The sequence below is a fragment of the Falcatimonas sp. MSJ-15 genome, from assembly GCF_018918265.1.
Classification (GTDB): domain Bacteria; phylum Bacillota; class Clostridia; order Lachnospirales; family Lachnospiraceae; genus Falcatimonas.
In genome coordinates this window covers 57,549-80,579 of record NZ_JAHLQC010000003.1, presented here as the reverse complement: position 1 = coordinate 80,579, position 23,031 = coordinate 57,549, and the positions used below count along the sequence as shown (strand labels likewise).

General features: G+C 34.1%; 18 protein-coding genes. 9 read left to right on the top strand and 9 right to left on the bottom strand.

The window, feature by feature from the left end; genetic code table 11:
* The first annotated feature begins 221 nt into the window (after positions 1-221).
* The 4 genes from murC to KQI85_RS02705 all read left to right on the top strand — a co-directional run bounded on the left by murC (position 222) and on the right by KQI85_RS02705 (position 5,689).
* Positions 222-1,607 (top strand): UDP-N-acetylmuramate--L-alanine ligase, encoded by a 1,386-nt coding sequence (gene murC, locus KQI85_RS02720; RefSeq protein WP_216574564.1) that lies wholly within the window; start codon positions 222-224, stop codon positions 1,605-1,607.
* A gap of 339 nt (positions 1,608-1,946) precedes the next feature.
* Positions 1,947-3,221: a DnaD domain protein gene (locus KQI85_RS02715; RefSeq protein ID WP_216574563.1), complete on the top strand. Its 1,275-nt coding sequence runs from the start codon at positions 1,947-1,949 to the stop codon at positions 3,219-3,221.
* A gap of 147 nt (positions 3,222-3,368) precedes the next feature.
* A complete protein-coding gene (locus tag KQI85_RS02710) occupies positions 3,369-4,358 on the top strand; it encodes an ATP-binding protein (RefSeq protein ID WP_216574562.1) in 990 nt (329 codons plus the stop codon).
* Positions 4,359-4,504: 146 nt separating this feature from the next.
* Positions 4,505-5,689, top strand: coding sequence for a ribose-phosphate pyrophosphokinase (locus KQI85_RS02705; RefSeq protein WP_216574561.1), 1,185 nt, complete (start codon positions 4,505-4,507; stop codon positions 5,687-5,689).
* A gap of 27 nt (positions 5,690-5,716) precedes the next feature.
* Here KQI85_RS02705 and KQI85_RS16890 read toward each other — a convergent pair whose 3' ends face one another.
* The 7 genes from KQI85_RS16890 to KQI85_RS02670 all read right to left on the bottom strand — a co-directional run bounded on the left by KQI85_RS16890 (position 5,717) and on the right by KQI85_RS02670 (position 15,119).
* Positions 5,717-5,800 carry a hypothetical protein gene (locus KQI85_RS16890; protein ID WP_216574725.1) on the bottom strand — a complete coding sequence of 28 codons (84 nt, stop codon included), beginning with the start codon at positions 5,798-5,800 and terminating at the stop codon, positions 5,717-5,719.
* A 225-nt stretch (positions 5,801-6,025) separates the two neighbouring features.
* Positions 6,026-8,350: a transglycosylase domain-containing protein gene (locus KQI85_RS02695; RefSeq protein WP_216574560.1), complete on the bottom strand. Its 2,325-nt coding sequence runs from the start codon at positions 8,348-8,350 to the stop codon at positions 6,026-6,028.
* A gap of 124 nt (positions 8,351-8,474) precedes the next feature.
* A complete protein-coding gene (locus KQI85_RS02690) occupies positions 8,475-10,037 on the bottom strand; it encodes an ATP-binding protein (RefSeq protein ID WP_216574559.1) in 1,563 nt (520 codons plus the stop codon).
* A gap of 211 nt (positions 10,038-10,248) precedes the next feature.
* Positions 10,249-11,298: a DNA repair exonuclease gene (locus KQI85_RS02685; protein WP_216574558.1), complete on the bottom strand. Its 1,050-nt coding sequence runs from the start codon at positions 11,296-11,298 to the stop codon at positions 10,249-10,251.
* Between the two features lie 80 nt (positions 11,299-11,378).
* Complete coding sequence (gene asnS, locus KQI85_RS02680; protein WP_216574557.1) at positions 11,379-12,770, bottom strand: asparagine--tRNA ligase; 1,392 nt, start codon at positions 12,768-12,770, stop codon at positions 11,379-11,381.
* Positions 12,771-13,065: 295 nt separating this feature from the next.
* Complete coding sequence (locus KQI85_RS02675) at positions 13,066-13,794, bottom strand: hypothetical protein (RefSeq protein ID WP_216574556.1); 729 nt, start codon at positions 13,792-13,794, stop codon at positions 13,066-13,068.
* Positions 13,795-14,384: 590 nt separating this feature from the next.
* The gene (locus KQI85_RS02670) at positions 14,385-15,119 is read right to left on the bottom strand and encodes a type II toxin-antitoxin system PemK/MazF family toxin (RefSeq protein ID WP_216574555.1); all 735 of its coding nucleotides are present in this window, start codon (positions 15,117-15,119) and stop codon (positions 14,385-14,387) included.
* A gap of 583 nt (positions 15,120-15,702) precedes the next feature.
* Here KQI85_RS02670 and KQI85_RS02665 point away from each other — a divergent pair.
* The 4 genes from KQI85_RS02665 (at position 15,703) to KQI85_RS02650 (ending at position 19,964) form a co-directional block, all read left to right on the top strand.
* Entirely contained in the window at positions 15,703-17,037 is a 1,335-nt protein-coding gene (locus KQI85_RS02665) for an ABC transporter substrate-binding protein (protein WP_216574554.1), read from the top strand.
* Positions 17,038-17,247: 210 nt separating this feature from the next.
* Positions 17,248-18,090, top strand: coding sequence for a carbohydrate ABC transporter permease (locus KQI85_RS02660; protein ID WP_216574553.1), 843 nt, complete (start codon positions 17,248-17,250; stop codon positions 18,088-18,090).
* Positions 18,090-18,920 carry a carbohydrate ABC transporter permease gene (locus KQI85_RS02655; RefSeq protein ID WP_216574552.1) on the top strand — a complete coding sequence of 277 codons (831 nt, stop codon included), beginning with the start codon at positions 18,090-18,092 and terminating at the stop codon, positions 18,918-18,920. Before KQI85_RS02660 ends, KQI85_RS02655 begins: the two co-directional genes overlap by 1 nt.
* A 39-nt stretch (positions 18,921-18,959) precedes the next feature.
* Positions 18,960-19,964, top strand: a complete 1,005-nt coding sequence (locus tag KQI85_RS02650; protein WP_216574551.1) for a LacI family DNA-binding transcriptional regulator — start codon at positions 18,960-18,962, stop codon at positions 19,962-19,964.
* Positions 19,965-20,121: 157 nt separating this feature from the next.
* Here KQI85_RS02650 and KQI85_RS02645 read toward each other — a convergent pair whose 3' ends face one another.
* Positions 20,122-20,592 (bottom strand): methylglyoxal synthase, encoded by a 471-nt coding sequence (locus KQI85_RS02645; RefSeq protein ID WP_216574550.1) that lies wholly within the window; start codon positions 20,590-20,592, stop codon positions 20,122-20,124.
* A gap of 328 nt (positions 20,593-20,920) precedes the next feature.
* On the opposite strand from KQI85_RS02645, the gene KQI85_RS02640 reads away from it, so the two are divergent.
* Positions 20,921-21,406 carry a QueT transporter family protein gene (locus KQI85_RS02640; RefSeq protein ID WP_216574549.1) on the top strand — a complete coding sequence of 162 codons (486 nt, stop codon included), beginning with the start codon at positions 20,921-20,923 and terminating at the stop codon, positions 21,404-21,406.
* A gap of 330 nt (positions 21,407-21,736) precedes the next feature.
* Here the strand turns inward: KQI85_RS02640 and KQI85_RS02635 are convergent, their stop codons facing one another.
* Positions 21,737-22,927, bottom strand: coding sequence for an MFS transporter (locus KQI85_RS02635; protein WP_216574548.1), 1,191 nt, complete (start codon positions 22,925-22,927; stop codon positions 21,737-21,739).
* Between the last annotated feature and the right edge of the window lie 104 nt (positions 22,928-23,031).

Genomic DNA, 23,031 nt, shown 5'->3' with positions numbered 1-23,031 from the left:
CAGTTATTTACTCAATAATCGCATGTTTGCTTTCTTATTGTATATATGTTAAGTTAACTAACCGCCACTTAAAGGTAGTTAGTTTTACGCTCTAACTTACAAAAAAGAAACTTTTACTTTTATTTTTGAACAATAATGTTATAATACTTATACGGTAAAGTTCGCCCAAGGGCGGAATATCATAGTTTATATTCTATATTAAAGATAGGAAGGTTACTCTAATGTATAAAATTAATTTTAATAAACCTGCTAACATACACTTCATAGGCATCGGTGGCATCAGCATGAGCGGTCTTGCTGAGATACTTGTCAATGAAGGTTTTCACATTCAGGGTTCTGATTCTAAGGAATCTGCCCTTACAGATCACTTAAGCAGTTTGGGATGCACAATATTCTATTCACAGGTTGGTGAAAATATTACTGATGATATTGATCTTGTTGTATATACTGCTGCAATAAAAGATACCAATGAAGAACTTGTTGCTGCAAGAGCAAAAAATATTCCTACTCTTACAAGAGCTGAACTTCTTGGACAGATTATGGCTAATTATAAGACTGCAATTAATATAAGCGGAACTCATGGCAAGACAACTACAACTTCTATGGTATCAGAGATTCTACTTGCTGCCGATGCAGATCCTACTATATCACTTGGTGGTATTCTTAATACTATAGGTGGCAATATTCGTGTTGGTAAGTCTGAGACTTTTGTAACTGAAGCCTGCGAATATACTAACAGTTTTCTCTCATTCAATCCAACAATAGAGATTATTCTTAATGTCAAAGCTGATCACCTTGATTTCTTTAAAGATCTTGATGATATAAGACATTCATTTAAAAAATTCGCTTCAATGCTCCCTGCAGATGGTATGCTTATCATTAATAGTGATATTGATGATTGCGAGTATTTTTACAATGACATTACCTGTAAGAATATAATTACATTCGGCAGTGATTCCACTAAGAGTAAATATGCGCCTTGTAATATAGTCTTTGATGACAAAGCATGCTGTTCTTATGATCTTATGGTTAGTGGTAAAACAATCGACCATATCACTCTTAATGTTCCAGGTATACACAATGTATATAATTCTCTATCAGCAATCGCTCTATCAATGGAACTTGGCATTGATATGGACAGTATAAAAGCCGGACTTATGCATTTTAAAGGAACTGACAGAAGATTTGAATATAAAGGAACTTATAATGGAATAACTATTGTTGATGACTATGCACATCATCCTGATGAGATAAGTGCGACTCTAAGTGCTGCAGCTAAATATCCACACAAAGACGTATGGTGTGTATTCCAGCCACATACTTATACCCGTACTAAAGCATTGTTTGACGATTTTGCAAAAGCTCTCTCAGCTGCCGATCATGTCGTTCTTGCAGATATCTATGCCGCAAGAGAGACTGATACTCTTGGTATAAGTTCAAAAGATCTTAGCGATGCAATCAAAAAACTTGGTACTGATTCATATTATTTTGGTTCTTTTGAAGAAATTGAACAATTTTTAATTGAACATTGTATCAACGGTGACTTGTTGATAACTATGGGTGCCGGAAATATACTAAAAGTGGGCGAGGACATTCTTAATAGATAAGTTATCCACATTATCCACATATTTTTCAACAATTTAGTGTTGGAAAATGTGTGGATTTCTTGTTAAAATGTGTTTTTAGTTATCCACGTCCTAAAGCCTTGTATTTACTGGCTTTGCGGGTCTGATATTTTTTATCCACTATACTTATCCACATTATCCACAATTTCCACCAAATCGCTACAACCCTTGATTTTACTAGGTTTGCGCAAAATTTAATGTTTGAAATTTATTTTTTATGTGTTATAATACATTTACTTTTATATACACAAAGATAAGTGTAAAACTATTTTTTTGTGGATTAGTTTTGTGGATTACTATTTTAAGATAAGGTGGATTATTATGACAAATATTAAACTTAATACTACATATATTCCAGACGCAACTGCTATTTCTAACTATTTTTTTGACAACTATATGCCGCAGGCTAATGGAGATTTTGTTAAGGTATATCTATACCTGCTTCGATGTCTTACTGACCCTTCAAAGAATGTATCTGTCTCTTTTATCGCAGATAAACTTAATATTACAGATAATGATGTAGAACGTGCATTAAGATATTGGGCATCTATCAATCTCGTAGAGATAGAGTATCGTGGAAAAGTATTAACAGGTGTCACAATTCTTCCTCTTACAGGTGAAACACCACAGGGTGGTATTGTAAGGATTGCCGACTCTGATGATTATTCTGCTATGAATTCCGATAATGTTTCTTATAATACTTCAGCTATGAATTCCGACAGAACTTCCCATAATGCTTCTGTCATGGATTCTAACAAAGCTTCTTATACTGAAGATAATGAATATTCAGCAGTTTCATCTGGTAGTTCTAATCATATATCTGATACTAATACTGAATTAAAGAGTGAATTCAATAAGGATAATACCGAAGTTACTGACGATGTTCCTAAGAAGAAGATCTATACCAAGTCTGAACTTAAACCATTACTTGAGAATGACGAAGTATCTGAACTTTTATTTATAACAGAAAAATATCTTGGCAAGACGCTTAATCAGACTGAAGCAAGTACTATCTTATATTTTTATGATACGCTAAAGTTCCCTGCTGAACTTATAGATTATCTCGTTGAATATTGTGTATCAAAAGGTACACAGAGCATGCGTTATATCGAAAAAGTTGCCCTTGAATGGGACAAAGCCGGTATAAGAACTGTGCGTGAAGCCAAGGAACAGACTAATACTTATTCAAAGAATGTATTTGCTGTAATGAAGGCATTTGGTCTTAATGGCAGAGGTCCTGGTGATTCTGAGAAAAAATATATTGATATGTGGTATAACAGCTACGGTTTCTCACTTGATATAATCATAGAAGCATGTAACCGTACAATCCAGACGATTCATCAGCCAAGTTTTGAATATGCAGATTCTATTCTTAAAAAATGGAGAAAACAGGAAGTTAAAGGTTTAAGTGATCTCAAAGTTCTTGACGAAAAACATGCTAAGAATAAAGATGCCAAAGCCAAAGAGAATGTCACTAATAATAGCTCAAAGACTTCAGCTAATGCACGTCAGTCTGGAACCAGTAACAAATTCAACAGTTTTCCACAGCGTTCTTATGATTATGCAGAACTTGAAAAACAGTTACTTAACAAATAGTTTAATTGCTAAGTAGCTAATAGTAAAACCTTTGCTATATCACAATAGTCTTTCAATATAATAAAGGTTTTTAATATAGCAAAGTTTTTCGATATATTAAGTTTTTAAATTATTGATATTAAATAATATTGAAGGGAGTAGTAAAAGATGGCTCTTAGAAATTCACAATATGATACCATTTTACGAACCTATTACAGCAGGCAATTAGAACACAAGCATGAGAAAGATAAAAGAGTAAATGAAGTATATGAGCATGTTCCTGCAATTGCCGAGATTGATAAGAGCATTGCTTCTATGTCAGTCAGTCAGGCTAAAAAGCTCCTAAGCGGTGATACAGATGCTCTTGCAACACTCAAATCTGATATCGCATGTATGGCAGATAAAAGAGCGAAACTTCTTCGTGAGAATGGTTATCCTTCAGATTATCTTGATATGAAGTATGACTGTCCTGACTGCAAAGATACAGGTTATATCGGTTCTAAGAAGTGTCACTGTTTTATGCAGGCAGCAATTGATCTTTTGTATACTCAGTCTAATCTCAAAGAAGTTCTTGCTTTTGAGAATTTCAAAAATTTCTCTTATGACTGGTATCCTAATGATAGAATTGATGAAGCAACCGGACTTACTTCTTATGACAATATGCATACTAATGTTATGCCTGCATGTCTTGATTTTCTTAATACTTTTGATACTATGCATGGCAATCTTTTATTCTTTGGTGACACCGGTGTTGGCAAGACTTTTTTGTCACATTGTATTGCTAATGAACTTATCAAAAAGGCTTACAGTGTAATCTATCTTACTTCTATTGAACTTTTTGATACTTTTGCAAAATATGAATTCAATCGTGATCCGGAAGTTAAGGCAGAAGATATGTATGAACATATTCTTAACTGTGATCTCCTTATTATAGATGATCTTGGAACTGAGATGAATAATTCTTTTACTAATAGCAAACTCTTTTATTGTATCAATGAAAGGATTGTTAATAAGAAATCTACAATCATCTCAACGAATCTGTCTTTCCAGGAGCTTATTGAGCGTTACTCAGAACGTATCTTTTCACGTCTGACAAGCTCTTATACAATGCTTAAGATGTATGGTGATGACATAAGAATTAAGAAAAAAACTGTTTAATGAGAATTGTTTTGCAGTTTTGCTTAGTTTTTTGTATACAAAGTCTATTGACGTATCACACACATAATGGTATATAATTATATGTATGTGTGCATATGGCACGAAGTTATGATACGCTATGGCGTTTAATTTATGGAGGAAATATTATGTTGCGCGAAGAACGAAATCTTGAAACTATCCCTGTTGGTTCTCTTGGAATTATTCCACTTGAGGGATGTAAAGCTTTAGGTAATAAGGTTAATGATTACCTTGTTAAATGGAGAGAAGAAAGCAAGAATGAGCATAAGAGTACTATTGCTTTCTCAGGTTATCAAAGAGATACTTATATCGTAGATGCTAAAGTACCACGTTTTGGTTCAGGTGAAGCTAAAGGTATTATTAACGAATCTGTTCGTGGTGATGATCTTTACCTTCTTGTTGATGTTGGTAACTATAGCTTAACTTATTCTCTCTGTGGTCAGGTCAACCATATGTCACCTGATGATCACTATCAGGATTTGAAACGTATTATTGCTGCTGTTGGCGGTAAAGCAAGACGTATCACAGTTATTATGCCTTTCTTATATGAAAGCAGACAGCATAAGAGAAGCGGAAGAGAATCTCTTGACTGTGCACTTGCTCTTCAGGAACTTACAAGCATGGGTGTTGAGAATATCATCACTTTTGATGCTCATGATCCTAGAGTTCAGAACGCAATTCCACTTAAAGGCTTTGAGACAGTTCAGCCTATATATCAGTTTATTAAGAGTCTTTTAAATAACATCGATGATCTTGTAATCGACAGTGATCACATGATGATTATCAGCCCTGACGAAGGTGGTATGGGACGTGCAGTATACTTTGCTAACGTTCTTGGTCTTGATATGGGTATGTTCTATAAGAGACGTGATTATACTCGTGTAGTTGACGGACGTAATCCTATCGTTGCTCACGAATTCCTTGGTTCTTCAGTTGAAGGTAAAGATGTTGTTATCATTGACGATATGATATCTTCAGGTGAGAGTATGTTTGATGTTGCTAAGGAACTTAAGAGAAGAAAAGCTAAGAGAGTATTTATCTGTACTACTTTTGGTCTGTTCACTAATGGTCTTGCTAAGTTTGATGACTATTATGAAAAAGGTCTTATCGATCGTGTTCTTACAACTAACCTTACTTATCAGACACCTGAATTACTTGAAAAACCTTGGTATATCAGTGTTGATCTAAGCAAATATATCGCTTTAATCATCGATACACTTAACCATGATGCTTCAATCAGCGAATTACTTAATCCTGTTGAACGTATTCATAAAAAAGTTACTGAATATAAAGAAGCTCATAACCAGTTATAATATTTGAAAATTAACTTTGTTTATAATCTAAAAGCCACTCTTACGAGTGGCTTTTTTATTAATTCCTTCTGTAAAACCATTTGAATAATGGCAGTCAAAAGCATTTAATATATATTTGCCACTAACTTATCATCTTCTCCATCTCATCATATTCCATCGCAGGTTCTGATTTTATTCCATAATAGTATTTTCAAATTTTTTGGCTCTATAGAATGTTATTTTCTTCTCATCTTATCACCACTTTTTATCTACTATTGTAAACTATATATTATCGCTGTAATCAGATTCTAGCTATCATTATATAGATCTTAAATTATTCTCTACCATTACATTCTATTACTCATTAGGATAAGTTCCTGTATAATCTTCTTCTATCCCAAGGCTATTCTTATCACCACTTAGTCCACCTGTTCCAGTGCCACCATTATTACTGTCACCTGAATAGCCATTACCATTATTATTAGTATTACTGCCACCTGAATAACCATTACCATTATTAGTATTACTGCCACCTGAATAACCATTATTATTAGTATCTGAATCTATGCCAGTGCCAATATCTCTCTCCGCATCTGGCAATGCACCGGAATTCATATTTGAGTCTCCATCTCCTGATGGTCTTGCATTCTCACCAAGATTATCTCCTGCATTATTACTATCTGTGCCGGTTGCACTTGTACCACTATTATTCTCATCATAGTTAGTATACGAATCAAATTCTTTTAGTTCCTTGCCTTCGTGTATCTGTTCCATATACTGATTCCATATACGTCCCGGATATGTTGCTCCATATAATCCTTCAAGTTCCCGTGGCATATCATATCCTACCCAGACACTTGTTGTATAATATCTTGTATATCCTACAAAATATCCATCTTTATTATCATTAGTCGTTCCTGTCTTACCTGCTGCTATACCATCTGATATATTGATATTCTTACCTGTTCCATATAGAAGATCATTATGAAGAATTGATGTCATCATTCTTGCTGCATTAGCTTCATATATCACTTTTTGCTCAGGATTCTGATTATCCACAATCATGTTGCCCTGCGAATCTGTTATCTTAACAACACATCCAGGTCTTATGAACTTGCCATCATTATTGAGTGTTGCAAATCCTGATGCCATCTCTACTGTTGAGACACCATAAGTAAAACCTCCAAGTGCACCTGCAAGTCCATAATCATTAACCGGATCTATCCTCTTAAACTCCATATCTATAAGAAACTGCATTCCGTATGATGGTGTAATCTCCTGATATACATTCCATGCCGCAGCATTCTTAGATAACCAGACTGCCTTTTCAAGAGTTATCGCCCCAAGATATACTCCATCAGCATTCTTAGGACCTCCTGATGTATAAGTATCAGACACAAGAGAGTCCGGATTATGCCCAAGCTCCAGATATGGCGTATATACATTAAGTGGCTTAATCGAACTTCCCGGCTGTCTGTAACTTTGATAAGCACGATTAAGTGTATATCCTTCTGTATCCTGACTTCTTCCACCTACTATCGCTGCAACCATACCGGTATCATTATTAATGCATGTCGATGCTCCCTGAAGTTCATATATCCCGGCTTCATTAACAGAATCAAATTCAGCAAGTCCTTCATCAACAGCCTGCTGTAAAAGTGTCTGCTTGTCCGGTTCTATTGACGTATATATCCTGTATCCTCCTGTAAAAAGAGATGCCTGATATTCTGAATACAGTCTGCTATATTGTTCATCATATATCTCTTCATCATTCTCATTATCAAACATATATCTGAACACAAATCCATTCTTTTGCATAAGTGCTCTTGTTGCACAATAAAAAATATAAGTCTCAACATAATCTAATTTCTGTTCGTCATCCTGCACTACCACAATCTCATCTGTCCTTGCAAGCTCTCTGTCAAGCCCACTTATCGCACCTTCATTGTACATAGTATTAAGCACAAGATTACGTCTCTCTAATGTTTTTTCATAATTAGTATATGGATCATATTTCTGTGGATTATTAGGAATTGAACTTAAAAATGCTATCTCCGAAAGAGAAGTCTCTGATATTGTCTTACCAAAATATCCCCTGCATGCAGCTTCAATTCCATAATATCCATTGCCAAAATAAATATTATTAAGATAGAATTCCAAGATCTCATCTTTGGTAAATTTCTTCTCAAGTTTTTCTGAGAGAATAATCTCTTTTATCTTTCTCTCCCAGGTTACGTCCTGTGTAAGAAAAGTATTCTTTGCAAGCTGTTGTGTAATTGTACTTGCACCCTGAGTAATTCCGCCATTAGTTATATTAGCGACAACAGCTCTTATTATACCTTTTATATCAATGCCTGAATGTTCATAGAAACTTCTGTCTTCCATTACGACAAAAGCATTTTTAACATATTCGGGAATCTCATCTGATGTAACATAATACAGATCCTTAATTCCACTGAATTTGGCAAGTTCATTGCCATACGCATCATAACATATACTTGTCTCACTTGTTCTAAAAGTGTCAGCCGTTGCACTATTAGCAATCTCTGACATCTCACGTTCTATATTTCTAATCTTAATTATATAAGGTGATATTATTATAAGTATAGTTGCTGCAAGCAAAGATACTATAAGCAACAGTATTCTTGTTACAAGTTTTCCTCTGTTATTATCAGATGCCATCTCATAGCCCCCATAGTCTTATTTGAGTCAGAGCACACAATTCTCATTATTGCAAAGTCATCATTTTTTATAACAAAGCCACAATTCTATCTGTAAAATCTATGACGCTATTATTAATATCACATTATCTTAATACAATCTTGTTATATCTGATTCCTAATTCATCAAGAATATGCATCTCTCTCTTCACACATGTAAATATGACTACCTGAGATGCACTTATTCTCATAAGACCTCTAAGTGTATTCGTAAGTCTGGTATCATCATACATTGCGAAGCTCTCGTCAAGGAATATCGGCATCTTTTCTTCATTAAACAACACTCTCGCCACAGCAAGCCTTACAGCAAGATATACCTGTCTCGCTGTTCCACTGCTTAGCTGTTCTATCTTTATAAGTTTGTCCCTCTCATTAAGAAAAACATTAAAATCTTCATCAACAGTAATATTACTATATTTGCCACCTGTAAAATAACTTATATATTCAGATGCAAGTTCATTAATATCACTTCCAAAATCAGACTGTATATCATTAGAGAGTTCTTCTATTGTCTTAATCGCAACGTTGATTGCCCTTATCTCCTCATTATATTGAGCTTTTTTTCTCTTTAACTTCTCATAACGCTCCTTAAGTTCAAGATAAGTATTACGCTTATCGTACAACGCATCAAGTGACCAGTTAATCTTATCTCTTGCTCTTGTATATTCACGTCTCTTATTCTCAACTGTTGCCTCATCATACTTAGGTTCTTCCGGTTTTTCTTCCTCTTTTTCCTCTTCCTTTCGAAACTGTGGTAGAATTCTATATATCATAAATGCAAAACTCGTAAGAATTCCTGTCACAAGTCCTACTCCTACTCCTGCAAAAAACATAAAAATTATACTTAAAAACCATATAAACGCAACTATTATCCATGCTTTTGTAGTACTGTCAAAAGGTTCTTCTTTTTCTTCTTTCTTCTCTTCCGGTTCTTTCTTAGGCTCTGCAATCTTCTCTTCAAATGTTATACCATATTCTTTTGCCTGATTCTCTATATCTTTTAGCTGATTTTTAAGCTTAATTATACTAGCATCAAGTGCACCATATCTTTGAAGTTCATCTTCCGTTCTTGCAATCTCAAGTGCGGCTATCTTCTTTTCAAATACTTTTTTCTCTTTTTTTAACTCTGCTATGGCTTTCTTAACATCCATATCCATCGCCTTAGAGCCATTTATATTACTCACATAATTCTTAATCTCGCCAACAAGTCCATCGCCTATATTGTACTTATTCTGGCTTATCCATAACGTATTGCTGAATGTATCTTCACTAAGTTCCTGAATTATCTTCTTATACAACGCACCATCCGGATATATCTCTTTGCCTTCTTCTTCATCAATAAGATGAAACTCTCTGCCATTTTTACTAAAAACTCTCTCAATCCTATATGTAGTTCCACCAGTCTTAATACGCATCTTACCCTCATAGAAGTTCTTATTAACCCAGGGTTCATAAAATGTATATTCATCTGCAGCTATATTCCTGCTTCTTGATCTGTTAACGCCAAACAGCATCGCTTTTATAAAACCAAATGCTGTTGATTTACCTGACTCGTTCTCTCCATATATCACATTAAATCCCGGTTCAAGCTTTATATCAGTATTATTAAGTTTTCCAAAATTGTCTATCATAAGTTCATCTATAAGCATATATGGTATGTCCTTTCTGATGTATTTTAACTAAGATAATCGCATATTTTTAATCAAAAATATGCTGACATTCTTCACACACAAGCATATTTTACAGTTATAATCTAACCTTGTAATGTCAAAATCAAGTGTTAAATCAAGAGTTCTTTCACCCACTCATAAGCAATCTCATGTAAGCTTAGATCTTTTTTACTCTGGCATCTATATTATCTCATTCAAGTGTCTGATTAGATGCCATATACAACGCTTTTACACCATAAAAAAGTGCCTTTTCATCTCGGTTTCTAAGTGTCTGTATAAGATTGCCCATCAGATTGCCTTCATTCTCTTCATACAATCTGTCATAATCATAAGTATATACTGCCTTGTCTTCTATGTCTATTACATTTCCTGTTCTATATACACTTGTAAGATCCTCATCAAAATCAATAGACTTCTGACCTCTAAGAATAATCCGGTATATATTCTCTCTGCCATGCTCTCTTATCATCTCTTCAACTTTATCACACAGCATATATTTGGTCCATTCGGGTGTAAGTGTGACTTCAAGATGAACATATTGTCTTTTACACATTCGTATTGGCTTAATATCAATCGCTCCATCATCCTTGATCTCGCCAACAATCATTCCTCTTTCTCCACAGTCATTAATATCTGTTGGTTCAAGCGAACCTGCGTATGCCATCCTCTCGCCCTCGTATATCTTAGGTTTATGAATATGACCAAGAGCAACATAATCAAATCCATTAGACAATATCTTCTTGTAATCCATAGGTATATGCTTCTCATCACCGCCATGTGCAATCAGAATATTAATCTCATCATTATCAGGAACTATATTGTCAAATATGTTCTCTCTTATCTCTCTTGTATGATAGCTCATACCATATACAGTTGTCTTTATATCGTCATAACGTATGCAAGTTATCTTGTCATTAGTTATCATATCGATATTATCGCTCCACTTAAACGTCCTATAATATGAACTGTCTGATATATAATCATGATTGCCTGCAACTATTACAACCTTTGAATCTCTAAGTCCTGACAGAATATAATTAACTTCTCTAAGTTCTTTTAAAAGAGGTTCTCTGTGAAAAAGATCTCCTGTTATAAGTACCAGATCCGGCTGCATCCTAATCGCAGTCTCGATACCCTTTCTAAATGTCTGCCATATCTCATCATATCTATTAATTCCAATCTCTCTAAGCACATCCTTACCTGCTCCTAGATGTACATCTGATATATGTATAAATTTCATTCGATGTCCCCCTGTTCTTATAAAAAAACACACCCCTTTCGCACTGACACGAGTGGGGTGTGATTCTTCTATGTCATATATTATAATTCACAGTTATTAACTGTTCTTGGGAATGGGATTACGTCACGAATGTTAGACATACCTGTTACATACATTACGCATCTCTCAAATCCAAGACCAAATCCTGCATGTCTTGCTGAACCATATTTTCTAAGGTCAAGATAGAAATCATAATCCTCTTTGTTAAGACCAAGCTCTTCCATTCTCTTAACAAGTTTATCGTAATCGTCCTCTCTCTGGCTTCCTCCGATAATCTCACCAATTCCAGGAACTAAGCAGTCCATAGCAGCTACTGTCTTGTTATCATCATTTAACTTCATATAGAATGCTTTGATCTCTTTAGGATAATCAGTTACGAATACAGGACGTTTAAAGATCTGTTCTGTAAGGAATCTCTCATGTTCTGTCTGAAGATCACATCCCCATGATACTTTATAATCAAACTGATCATTATGTTTTTCAAGAATCTCAATTGCTTCTGTATATGTAACATGTCCAAAGTCTGAATTAACAACATGGTTAAGTCTCTCGATTAATCCCTTATCTACAAACTGGTTGAAGAATTGCATCTCTTCTGGTGCATTCTCCATAACATATTTAATAATGTATTTGATCATGCTCTCTGCAAGAATCATATCGTCTTTAAGATCAGCAAATGCTATCTCAGGTTCAATCATCCAGAATTCTGCTGCATGTCTTGTTGTATTAGAATTCTCTGCTCTGAAAGTTGGACCAAATGTATATATATTCTTAAATGCCATAGCGTATGTCTCACCATTTAACTGACCTGAAACTGTAAGGTTAGTTGGTTTGTTAAAGAAATCTTTTGAAAAATCAACTGTTCCATCTTCGTTCTTAGGCACATTAGCAAGATCCATTGTTGTTACCTGGAACATCTCACCTGCACCTTCACAGTCACTTCCTGTAATAAGTGGTGTATGAACATATACAAAATCTCTCTCCTGGAAGAACTTATGGATTGCGTATGCTACAAGTGAACGTACTCTGAATACAGCTTCAAATGTATTAGTTCTTGGACGTAAATGTGCGATTGTTCTTAAATATTCAAATGAATGTCTCTTCTTCTGAAGTGGATAATCTGATGCTGATGCACCTTCTATATATACTTCTTCTGCCTGAATCTCAAAAGGCTGCTTAGCTTCTGGTGTTGCTACTAATGTACCTTTTACTATAATCGCTGCTCCTACATTAAGTTTTGAAACTTCTGCAAAGTTAGCCATCTCATCATGATATACTACCTGAAGTGGCTCAAAAAAAGTACCATCATTAATTACAATAAATCCGAATGTCTTAGAATCTCTTACACTTCTAACCCATCCGCCTACTTCAACTTCTTTGCCGAGATACTCTTCTTTATTTCTGTACAGATCTCTTACATTTATTAAATCCATCTTTCTATCTCCTTAAAATAAAAATAAATTTTATCGCATATAGTTTCATTATAGCTCATTAACACTTTATTTTCAAGAAATATATATTACTCACCTACCTTTTCACGTAATTCACGTAATTGCTCACGTAATTCCTTTTCACGTAATTCACATAATTACATAAAAAGGAGCTTCACTCAATTTCTGAATGAAGCTCCAATACTTATGCCAATCTTTCTACTGTATCTTTTATTTATTAATAAATAAAAATAACAAATAAAACTAATACCAAAAAATTGTCATCTCATTATACTAATTATGCCGAATAATCATAATTAACACCACTGCTGCCATATTTTTGCGCATAGCTGTTAATCTTAGAAGATGCACTATAATACATAGCAGATGAATTACGTTCAACTGTACTGCCATAAGAATATTTATCATGGAATAATGATTTTATATCGCTTACATCTGCTTTCTTAAGATCCTCTTCGCTAAGTACCAGCTTATTATCTTTGCCTATTGTAATTCCCACTTTTGCAAGCATATTAGTATTAGCTTTCGTTGCACCTGTTAGAATTACGCCTTTGCTTAAGATTGAATTAGAGTCAGAATCACCTGCATTTTCTATCATAGCATTATAATTCTTCACAAAGTCTTTAACTGCACTCTCTATCTTATCTCTGTCATATTCATAAGTCACTTCGCCAGTCTGCTCATCTTTAACAGATTTATTTTTTGCAAAAAGTTTGTCATCCATAAGTGTCTTGGCTGATTTGTTAAGATCCGATGCCGCAAGTTTAGTTGCCTGCATCTTCTTTGTCGCATCCTTGCTCTCAGACGTAGTGTCCGAAGAAGACGATGTACTATTATTGTTGCCCAGTCTGTAATATGCTCCAAGAAGTTTTTTATAACTGCCATTTTTAATACTTGCATAGTCACTTAAAAAAGTGGATGTCGAATTACTTGTGCTGTTACTACCATTACCATACAGATTATTAAAAAATGAGTTAATGTAATTGTTACTAATTCCTGATACCATACCACTCGCCTCCTTTCCTTAATCTCCTTACATAGGGTATACCCCATATATATTTCGACTATACTATATGCCATCTTAACACCCTGTATACATTTAAAAATCTCACAAGGTAGTGTATAAGCTCCGACCAGATTAATATATATCAACAAAAACCCGCTTTCGCTAAGTGTACATCGTAACGGTACTAAGTTTGTTGGAAGTCTTTGCCTTCCAACGCACTAAGTGCCGACGATTACCACATTGTTTTCTTTTGATATATATTAATCTGGTCGGAAGTGATATACGTTTTCTAGAGATTTTTAAATGGCTTCCTGGTTGAGAAGGTAGCCCATAGAAATAATATGGATAGTTACAACAAATATAAAGGATTATCAGGCAAAATAGATTAAACAGATTAAGGGGTGGTAACTATCTAAAAAATACAGTCAAAAAGAGCATCTCGAAAGATGCTCCTTTGATTGAGTAATGCCTTGCATCACTCTGCTACTTTAGATTTTCCTCTAATTTACGCCTAGCGTAAACGCTGCTATTGACGACACAAGCCGTCTTAGTAATTACTATACTATCATTATTCACCGTCCGTGTCAACATTATACCTGCAAATTTCTATTTATTGCCTTTATTACTTCCTCAAAACATTTTTCCGTAGCAATACCCACTTTTCTACTGTCAATTCTTTTTCTATCAATTTCACGCATATGCATTACATTTATAAATCCATATAATCCAGTTTCTTTTCCTTCAAGTTTCAGTGGAATTTCATATTGACCTAAATACTTTCTTTTAATACTACCATCTACAATTTTCTCTATGTAATACATATTTTTTGATGTATCATACTTTAATGCACTCTTTTGATGCGTTGTAACAGGGGCAATAATCGTTGTATTTCCTTTTCGGTTTCCTGTGTTATTTTGCAATATAATAACGGGTCTTCTGCCATTCTGCTCACTTCCTACATTATCTCCCAAATTAGCATAAAAAATTTCTCGCTGAGCTACCGTATATGTTCTCGCAGATGTGTTTATCTTATATTTAAGATTAATCCAAGCCAATCTATCTATATTTCTCTGCATCTTTTCTTCGTATATTTTTCTATTAGCAGTTTTTACAAATAATACTTTAGAAAACTTTCTAAGTTCTCTGAGAAGCCTTCCCTCTAATACATTATGCGTATTATCAATATTTGTTACATACTCTATTCTGTTAATAAGATTTTCCAGAAACTTTTCAACAGCTTTTGCGCTGTCAACATCTTGTCTATCTATAGAATTTACATACTTTCTTAACTTACTTATTACCTCATCGTAAAGTTTCTCTATCATCTTAATCCTCCAACAGTTATTTACCCATTAATTGTACTATATTAATCTACATAATTCAACATTATAACTAATATATATTACCCCTGCATTCTAAATGAGCTGCTTCCATTGATTATTGTTCTAGCTATTATCAATATTTCTTAACTTCTAGGATTTCGGCACCGTTTTGGCACCGCCAACTCTATTTTCGCAATTCTTTCCACCTTTTTCAAAAATCTTTGCACAGGATTGCGAGAGTGTGTTTTTGTTGATGCTATTTACACTCTCACAATCCTATATACATATGCCAGAGTTTCGCCTAAGCACTCTTTTACGAAAACTTTTTTAGTATACATAATTTCGTTAAAAATATCACATCTGTTGTAAAAATTGCACAAAGCATATTCATTTCTTTCGTCATATTCCGACATACTTTTATGCAACGTTAATAATTTTTTATTTTTTTTCAAAAATATATTGTATTTTTTATCCAAATGGTATAATCTTTAGTTACAACTTGTTGGAAACATTTCCGAAAACATTTCCAGTTTCATTTATGTTTTAGTTTCCATTAAAACTATCCACAATATTAGGAGGGCATTTTATGAGAAAGAAACATTTTATAGCATTTTGTCTTGCAACCGTTATGGCTGCATCAGCATTTACAGGCTGTGGCAACAAAGAGACTAATGGAGGTAATGATAAGTCAAGTGACGGTAAAGTATATTACCTCAACTTCAAACCAGAAGCTGACAAAGCATGGCAGGAACTTGCTGAAGTCTATACTAAAGAAACAGGCGTTGAAGTAACTGTAGTTACTGCTGCTTCTAACCAGTATGAAACAACACTTAAGAGTGAGATGGGTAAAAAAGACGCACCTACTCTATTCCAGGTTAATGGTCCGGTCGGCCTTGCTTCATGGAAAGATTACTGCTATGACTTAAAAGACGCAGCTATCATGGATCAGCTTACAAGCGAAGACTTCATCCTCAAAGATGGCGATGCAGTACAAGGTATTGGTTATGCTACTGAATCATATGGAATTATCTATAACAAAAAACTTCTAAAAGAAGCTGGCTATACAGAAGATGATATTAAAGGCTTTGATGATCTTAAATCTGTATGTGAAGACATCACTAAGAGATCTGACGAACTTGGTTTCTCAGCATTCACATCATCAGGTATGGATGGAAGTTCTGACTGGAGATTTAAAACACATCTTGCTAACCTTCCAATCTACTATGAATATCAGGCAGATGGCATAGATTCAACAGATGCAATCAAAGGTACATATCTTGACAACTATCGTAATATCTGGGATCTCTACATCAACAACTCAACAACAGATCCTAAACAGTTAAGTACTAAGACAGGTGATGACGCTGTTGCAGAATTCGTTACAGAAAAAGCTGTATTCTACCAGAATGGTACATGGGCTTACTCAGATGTAGCAGAAGTAGGCGATGATAACCTTGGTATGCTTCCAATCTACATTGGTGCTGACGGCGAAGAGAATCAGGGACTTTGTACAGGTACAGAGAACTACTGGTGTGTCAACAAGAACGCTTCAGAAGCTGATATAAACGCAACTCTTGATTTCATCAACTGGTGTGTATCTGATGATACAGGTGTTAAAGCAATGTGTGGTTCAAAAGGTGCTATGCCTTCAGGAGCTGACGGAATGGGATTTGTAATTCCATTTAAGAAAAACCTTGAATCAGACAACCTTCTTGTTAACATTGCTAACAACTATGTTAAAGATGGTAAGAAACCTGTAACATGGAACTTCACAACAATGCCTTCAGAGCAGTGGAAAAACGACCTTGGTTCAGCTCTTACAACATACGCTGCTGATCAGTCAGATGCTAACTGGGATACAGTAAAAGAAGCATTTGTTGACGGTTGGGCAAAAGAAGCTGCCGCTGCTGCAAGCAAATAATCAGATAACATAACAACGCTAAGTTTAAAAGTAGGATTTTAACTAAATAATTATAAGGCTGATAATTATTATTAAAATGAAACAGCTTTATTGCTAATAATAGAGATATAACAGCCTGCCGGTTTTACCATAATTCAAACTGGCAGGCGTAATCTCTACAAAACATAGCTTCATAAACAACTTATATCAAACACAGAAACGGGGAATATTATGGAAAAGGCAATCAAAAAATACTGGCCAGTATTCTTACTTCCAACAATGGCCGCATTCACAATAGGTTTTATAGTACCATTTATCGAAGGCATATATCTCTCCTTTTGTAAATTCACAACAATCAGAGATGCCAAATTTGTAGGTTTTAGTAATTATATAGAAGCATTTAAGGACGAGACATTCCCACATGCTTTTGGTTTTACAACATTATTTGCAATAGTAACTTTATTACTTGTCAACATTCTCGCATTTGCAATCGCACTTGCATTAACTCAGAAAATAAAAGGCACTAACATATTCCGAACAATATTTTTTATGCCTAACTTAATCGGTGGTATCGTATTAGGTTACATCTGGCAGCTTATATTCGATGGAATATTCAGCCACTTCAATACAGCATTAAAACTTGATGCAAACTTAGGTTTCATAGGACTTGTAATTCTTATCTGCTGGCAACAGATAGGTTACATGATGATTGTATATATCGCAGGTCTTCAGGCAATTCCTGAATCTCTTAAAGAAGCTGCCATGATTGACGGTGCTAACAAAAGACAGCGTCTCTTCCATGTTACAATTCCTAATATGATGCCATCAATCACAATATGTACATTCCTTACAATCACCAACTCATTTAAACTGTTTGATCAGAACCTCTCACTTACAGGTGGTGAACCACTTCACCAGACAGAGATGCTTGCATTAAACATATATCAGACATTCTATGGCCGAGTAGGTTACGAAGGAATCGGACAGGCAAAAGCCGTTATATTCTTCTTAGCAGTTGTTATAATCGGCATGCTACAGCTTAGACTCACAAGAAGCAAGGAGGTACAACAGTAATGAAAAAAGCAAAAGGAACAATCGCAACATTATTTTTCACAATATTATCGCTTGTGTTCGTATCGCCAATTTTTATAGTATTAATGAACTCTTTTAAGAAAAAGACATATATCAACCTTGAGACTTTCAAATTACCTAACGCTGAGACTTTCGCCGGTATAAACAACTTCAAGGAAGCCATCACACACTATGATTTTATACAGGCAGTTGGCTGGACTGTATTCATAACTGTTGGTGGTGTTGCTTTAATCTTAGTATGCTGTTCAATGTGTGCATGGTACATAACAAGAGTTCAGACTAAGCTTACCAAATTAATCTATCTTTTATGTGTATTCTCAATGGTAATTCCATTCCAGATGGTTATGTTCACACTCTCAGGTACAGCAGATGCACTTGGACTTAACACACCATGGGGTATATTAATCGTATATCTTGGTTTTGGAGCAGGTCTTGCAGTATTTATGTTCTGTGGTTTTGTAAAATCAATTCCTATAGAAGTTGAAGAAGCTGCTATGATTGATGGATGCAGCCCTGTAAGAACTTTCTTTAATGTAGTAATTCCAATGATGAAGCCAACTCTCATATCTGTTGGTATTCTTGAAGCAATGTGGATATGGAATGACTTCCTTTTACCTTACCTTGTACTAGATATTAAGAAATACAAGACTATCTCTATTATTATCCAGTATATGAAAGGAAGTTATGGACGTGTTGATATGGGTGCTATTATGGCATGTCTTATAATGGCAGTTATCCCTGTTATCGTATTCTATCTAAGCTGTCAGAAATATATTATAAAAGGTGTTGCAGCCGGAGCTGTAAAAGGTTAAAATACTATATATGTTATTAAAGAAAGGCTGTATAGATTCATGACAATAAAAGATATTGCTAAATTATCTGGCTACGGAGTTGGAACTGTATCACGAGTTCTTAACAACCATCCCGATGTCAGTGATAAGGCACGAGATAAAATTCTGGCAGTTATTGAGGCAAGCAACTTCCAGCCAAATAGTAATGCCAGACACTTAAAGAGACAGACTGTGTCTTCTCTGGCTATCATTGTAAAAGGTAACCAGAATATGCTTTTCCTTGATATTCTTGAAAAAATACAGATGCTTTTATCAGAACATGGTGAACCTGCCGAAGTTTCATATATTGATGAAGATTCAAACGAGGTAGAATGTGCACTCGCTCTTTGCAGAGAACGCAATCCAAAAGGCATATTCTTTCTCGGTGCTAATCTTAACTATTTTACAGATGCTTTTAAGAATATTGAAGTTCCATGTATAGTCCTTACTAACAGTGTAAGTTCTCTTGATTATGATAATCTATCATCTTTTTATACAGATGATGAAGACGCCTCTTACAGATTATGCAGCTACCTTGCAGAACATGGGCATAAGCATTTTGGGGTTATAGGTGGATCTCTCGCCGTTAACCAGATTGCTTCAAGCAGATATAAAGGATGCATTAAAGGGTTTAAAGAGAACAATATTCTATTTGATGAAGATAAGATGTATATTCCATGCCGTTTCTCAATGGAAGACGGTTATCAGGCAACACTAAAACTGCTAGATAATACTCCTGATGTCACTGCAATTATCGCCCTTAGCGACACAATCGCAACAGGTGCTATAAGAGCAATATGTGATCGTGGTAAAAGAGTTCCTGATGATATATCTGTTGTCGGTTTTGATGGAATAAGCCTGTCTAACTATTGTGTTCCACGGCTAACTACAATAAGACAGGATACTGATGCAATGGCTATTAAGAGTGTAGAACTTATGCTTCTTCAGACTCATTATCCTGGTTCAGCAAGGAATGACTCTGTACCTTATGAACTTCTTGAACGTGAAAGTGTAAAAGCCATCTAATCAGCTCATTTATATTTTTACTATATATCATGGGTTAATAATTGCATCATACGTTGATAGCTACATCATACATTAATAACTACATTATATGTTGATAGTAAAAATTCATTAAAATAACAAAAACTGCACTGACATTGTCAGTGCAGTTTTTGTTATTCTATAATGTATTAGCTCTATCTGCGATATTTTTTCTAAAATTAATCACTGTATGATTATACTCTGTATCCATATATTCTGACTTAATCATAAAGTCTGCTGTTGCTTTATTATTAGCAATCGGAATGTCATATACCTGTGCAATTCTAAGCAATGCCTTGACATCCGGATCATGTGGCTGTGCTGTCAGTGGATCTGAGAAGAATACTACAAAGTCAATTCTTCCTTCTACAATCTTAGCACCTATCTGCTGGTCACCACCTAAAGGACCACTATTATATCCTTTTACACTTAGTCCTGTCTTATCAGTTATCATTCTCGCTGTTGTACCTGTTCCACACAGATTATGCTTCTCAAGTATATCCTTATTATCCTGACACCATTTGATAAGTTCAGCTTTCTTACTATCATGTGCAATTAATGCAATATTCTTTGTCGCTCCAATTGTTAATGTAACAAAATCCTGCTCCATACTCATCTCTCCTATCTCTTTTCTTATATAACACATAAGTTTTCTAACTTATAGCCAATAATCACTTACGCTCATATAAGTTCTTATCTTATCTGCAAGTATACTATGCTTACTTGATATTCTATCTTCTTAATCATATTTTATCATAATATTTCTAAGATTACTATTCTTAACATATACAAAATTAAAGTTTCTAAGAGCCTTGACACGTTTTTCTAAAAATGATAAAATCTGTGGTTGTTGCCCATAAAAACAAGGTCTTAAGGGTTAATTATTCGAGTGTTCGTGACCTTCCACTCGTAAAACAAAACTAAAGGAGATTTAAATTATGAAAAATCAAAAAGTACTTTTTACAGTGCAGGCAGCTATGATTGCTGCTATCTATGTTGTTCTTGTAACAATTTTTAACTATTGGAGCTTTGGACCTATTCAGTTCAGAATTGCCGAAGCATTAACTATTCTTCCATTTTTCACACCGGCAGCTATTCCCGGATTATTCGTTGGATGTCTTCTTGCTAATATCTTAGGTGGAGCTATCCCTGCTGATGTTATCTTCGGAAGTATTGCAACTCTAATCGGTGCATGTGGAACTTATGCATTAAGACGATATAAATGGTTAGCTCCAGTTCCACCAATTGTTGCCAATACATTAATCGTTCCTTTTGTATTAAAATTCGGATATGGCACACCAGAAGCTATCCCTTATATGTTCCTCACTGTCGGAGTCGGAGAGCTTATTGTATGTGGTATCTTTGGAATGATATTATTATTTGCACTTAACAGATATAGACATGTAATATTTAAGACTAATTAAATATCTATACTTAGTATACCACTACATCTGACTTTGTATGTTTGACATTATATATAATTTTAAACATTTCAATTATATATTTAAATTCTTTTATTATTAATTTTTAATCAACAAAATGCCCCAAAGTATTAAGCTCAATTATTCTTAATACTTTGGGGCATTTTTAGCAGCCTATTTATAATATCTATACAATCTTTCTTTTAAATAGTTTTCACTATTTACTAAATCTTCTATTAATTATATAATCCATATTGTCCACCATATCATATAAGTTTATAATTGCAATCATCCTACAATTATAAATCACCTTATCCTTTGCAATATTTTAATTTATTTTTCGAGTTTAATATTTCGAAGTTCATCATTCAATATTATAATTAAAAATCCTGCTAAGAATATTGCTGAAAGCAGAATTCCACCTGCAATCTGGCTATAATTAGAAACTGCCGAAATTATGTATATTCCTATACTTGGCGAGAACATAATTATCGCATCAATTCCACCTAATAATTTTCCTCTGTTATCACTGTCAAGATTGGCTACCGTATATCCAAAAAGTGGTTGTGTAAGCGAATCTGAAAATCCATACAATGTAAAAAGTGTAATAAGCAGATATGGGTTTCTGGTAATATATATTATTACTATAATAAAAATATTAAGTATCATACTTATTTTGAATGTTGCACTTACATACTTTGAAACTCTGCTTACAACTGCAAGTCCAATAATCTCTCCAATTGTCATTGCTGATTTTAACAATCCCAAAAGTGTTGCTGAATTAACCATATTAGCTTTGAATACAGGCAATATCTGTGGAATATATCCATAAGCCAAATTTAACACAAACATAAGAACAATAAATGTTAATAGATATTTTGATTTGAATATATTATTAAGTGTATATTTTACATCTAAGATAATATTCTTCACGATACCAACATTCTTAGTATTATTAACAACCTTTTCATCATATTGTATCGCACATATAAGAACTAGAGATATCAGATATGTAACAATATCTATACCAAATACAAGATTACCAGGTATATGATCTATTAATATTCCAACAAATGCTGCACCCGCTATTCCAACTATTCTAATCACTATATTGGTATAACTTTGAAACTTAATATACTGATTTTCATCAAACATATCTGATGTCATCGATATATAGCTTCTTGAAAATAATTCATTATTAATATCATTAAGCAGTACAAATACTATTCCAACAATTATAAACTCACATGCTATATTCCAACATACTCCAAAACAAGTTATAATAACAATTGATAAAACATGTGATAATACCATCATTTTCTTTTTAATATGCTTATCAACAAAACTTCCAATGAAAAATGAAAGTATAGCCCGAAATGCAATTGATGTTCCTATTACATATACAGCATTCATAAATCTTCCTGTAGTTGCAGCTAATTTCCATGTAATAAACATATCGAATATAACATCTCCAATATTGTTTATTGCAATTGCAAGAATTAGCAAAATCTTATTTCTATTCATTATTACAATGCCTCTCTTATATATTATTTGTATATTTTTAAAAGTGTATCACTTTACTTTAGCATTGTCAATATTTCACTCTTTTTACTTTTTGTTTATTTATG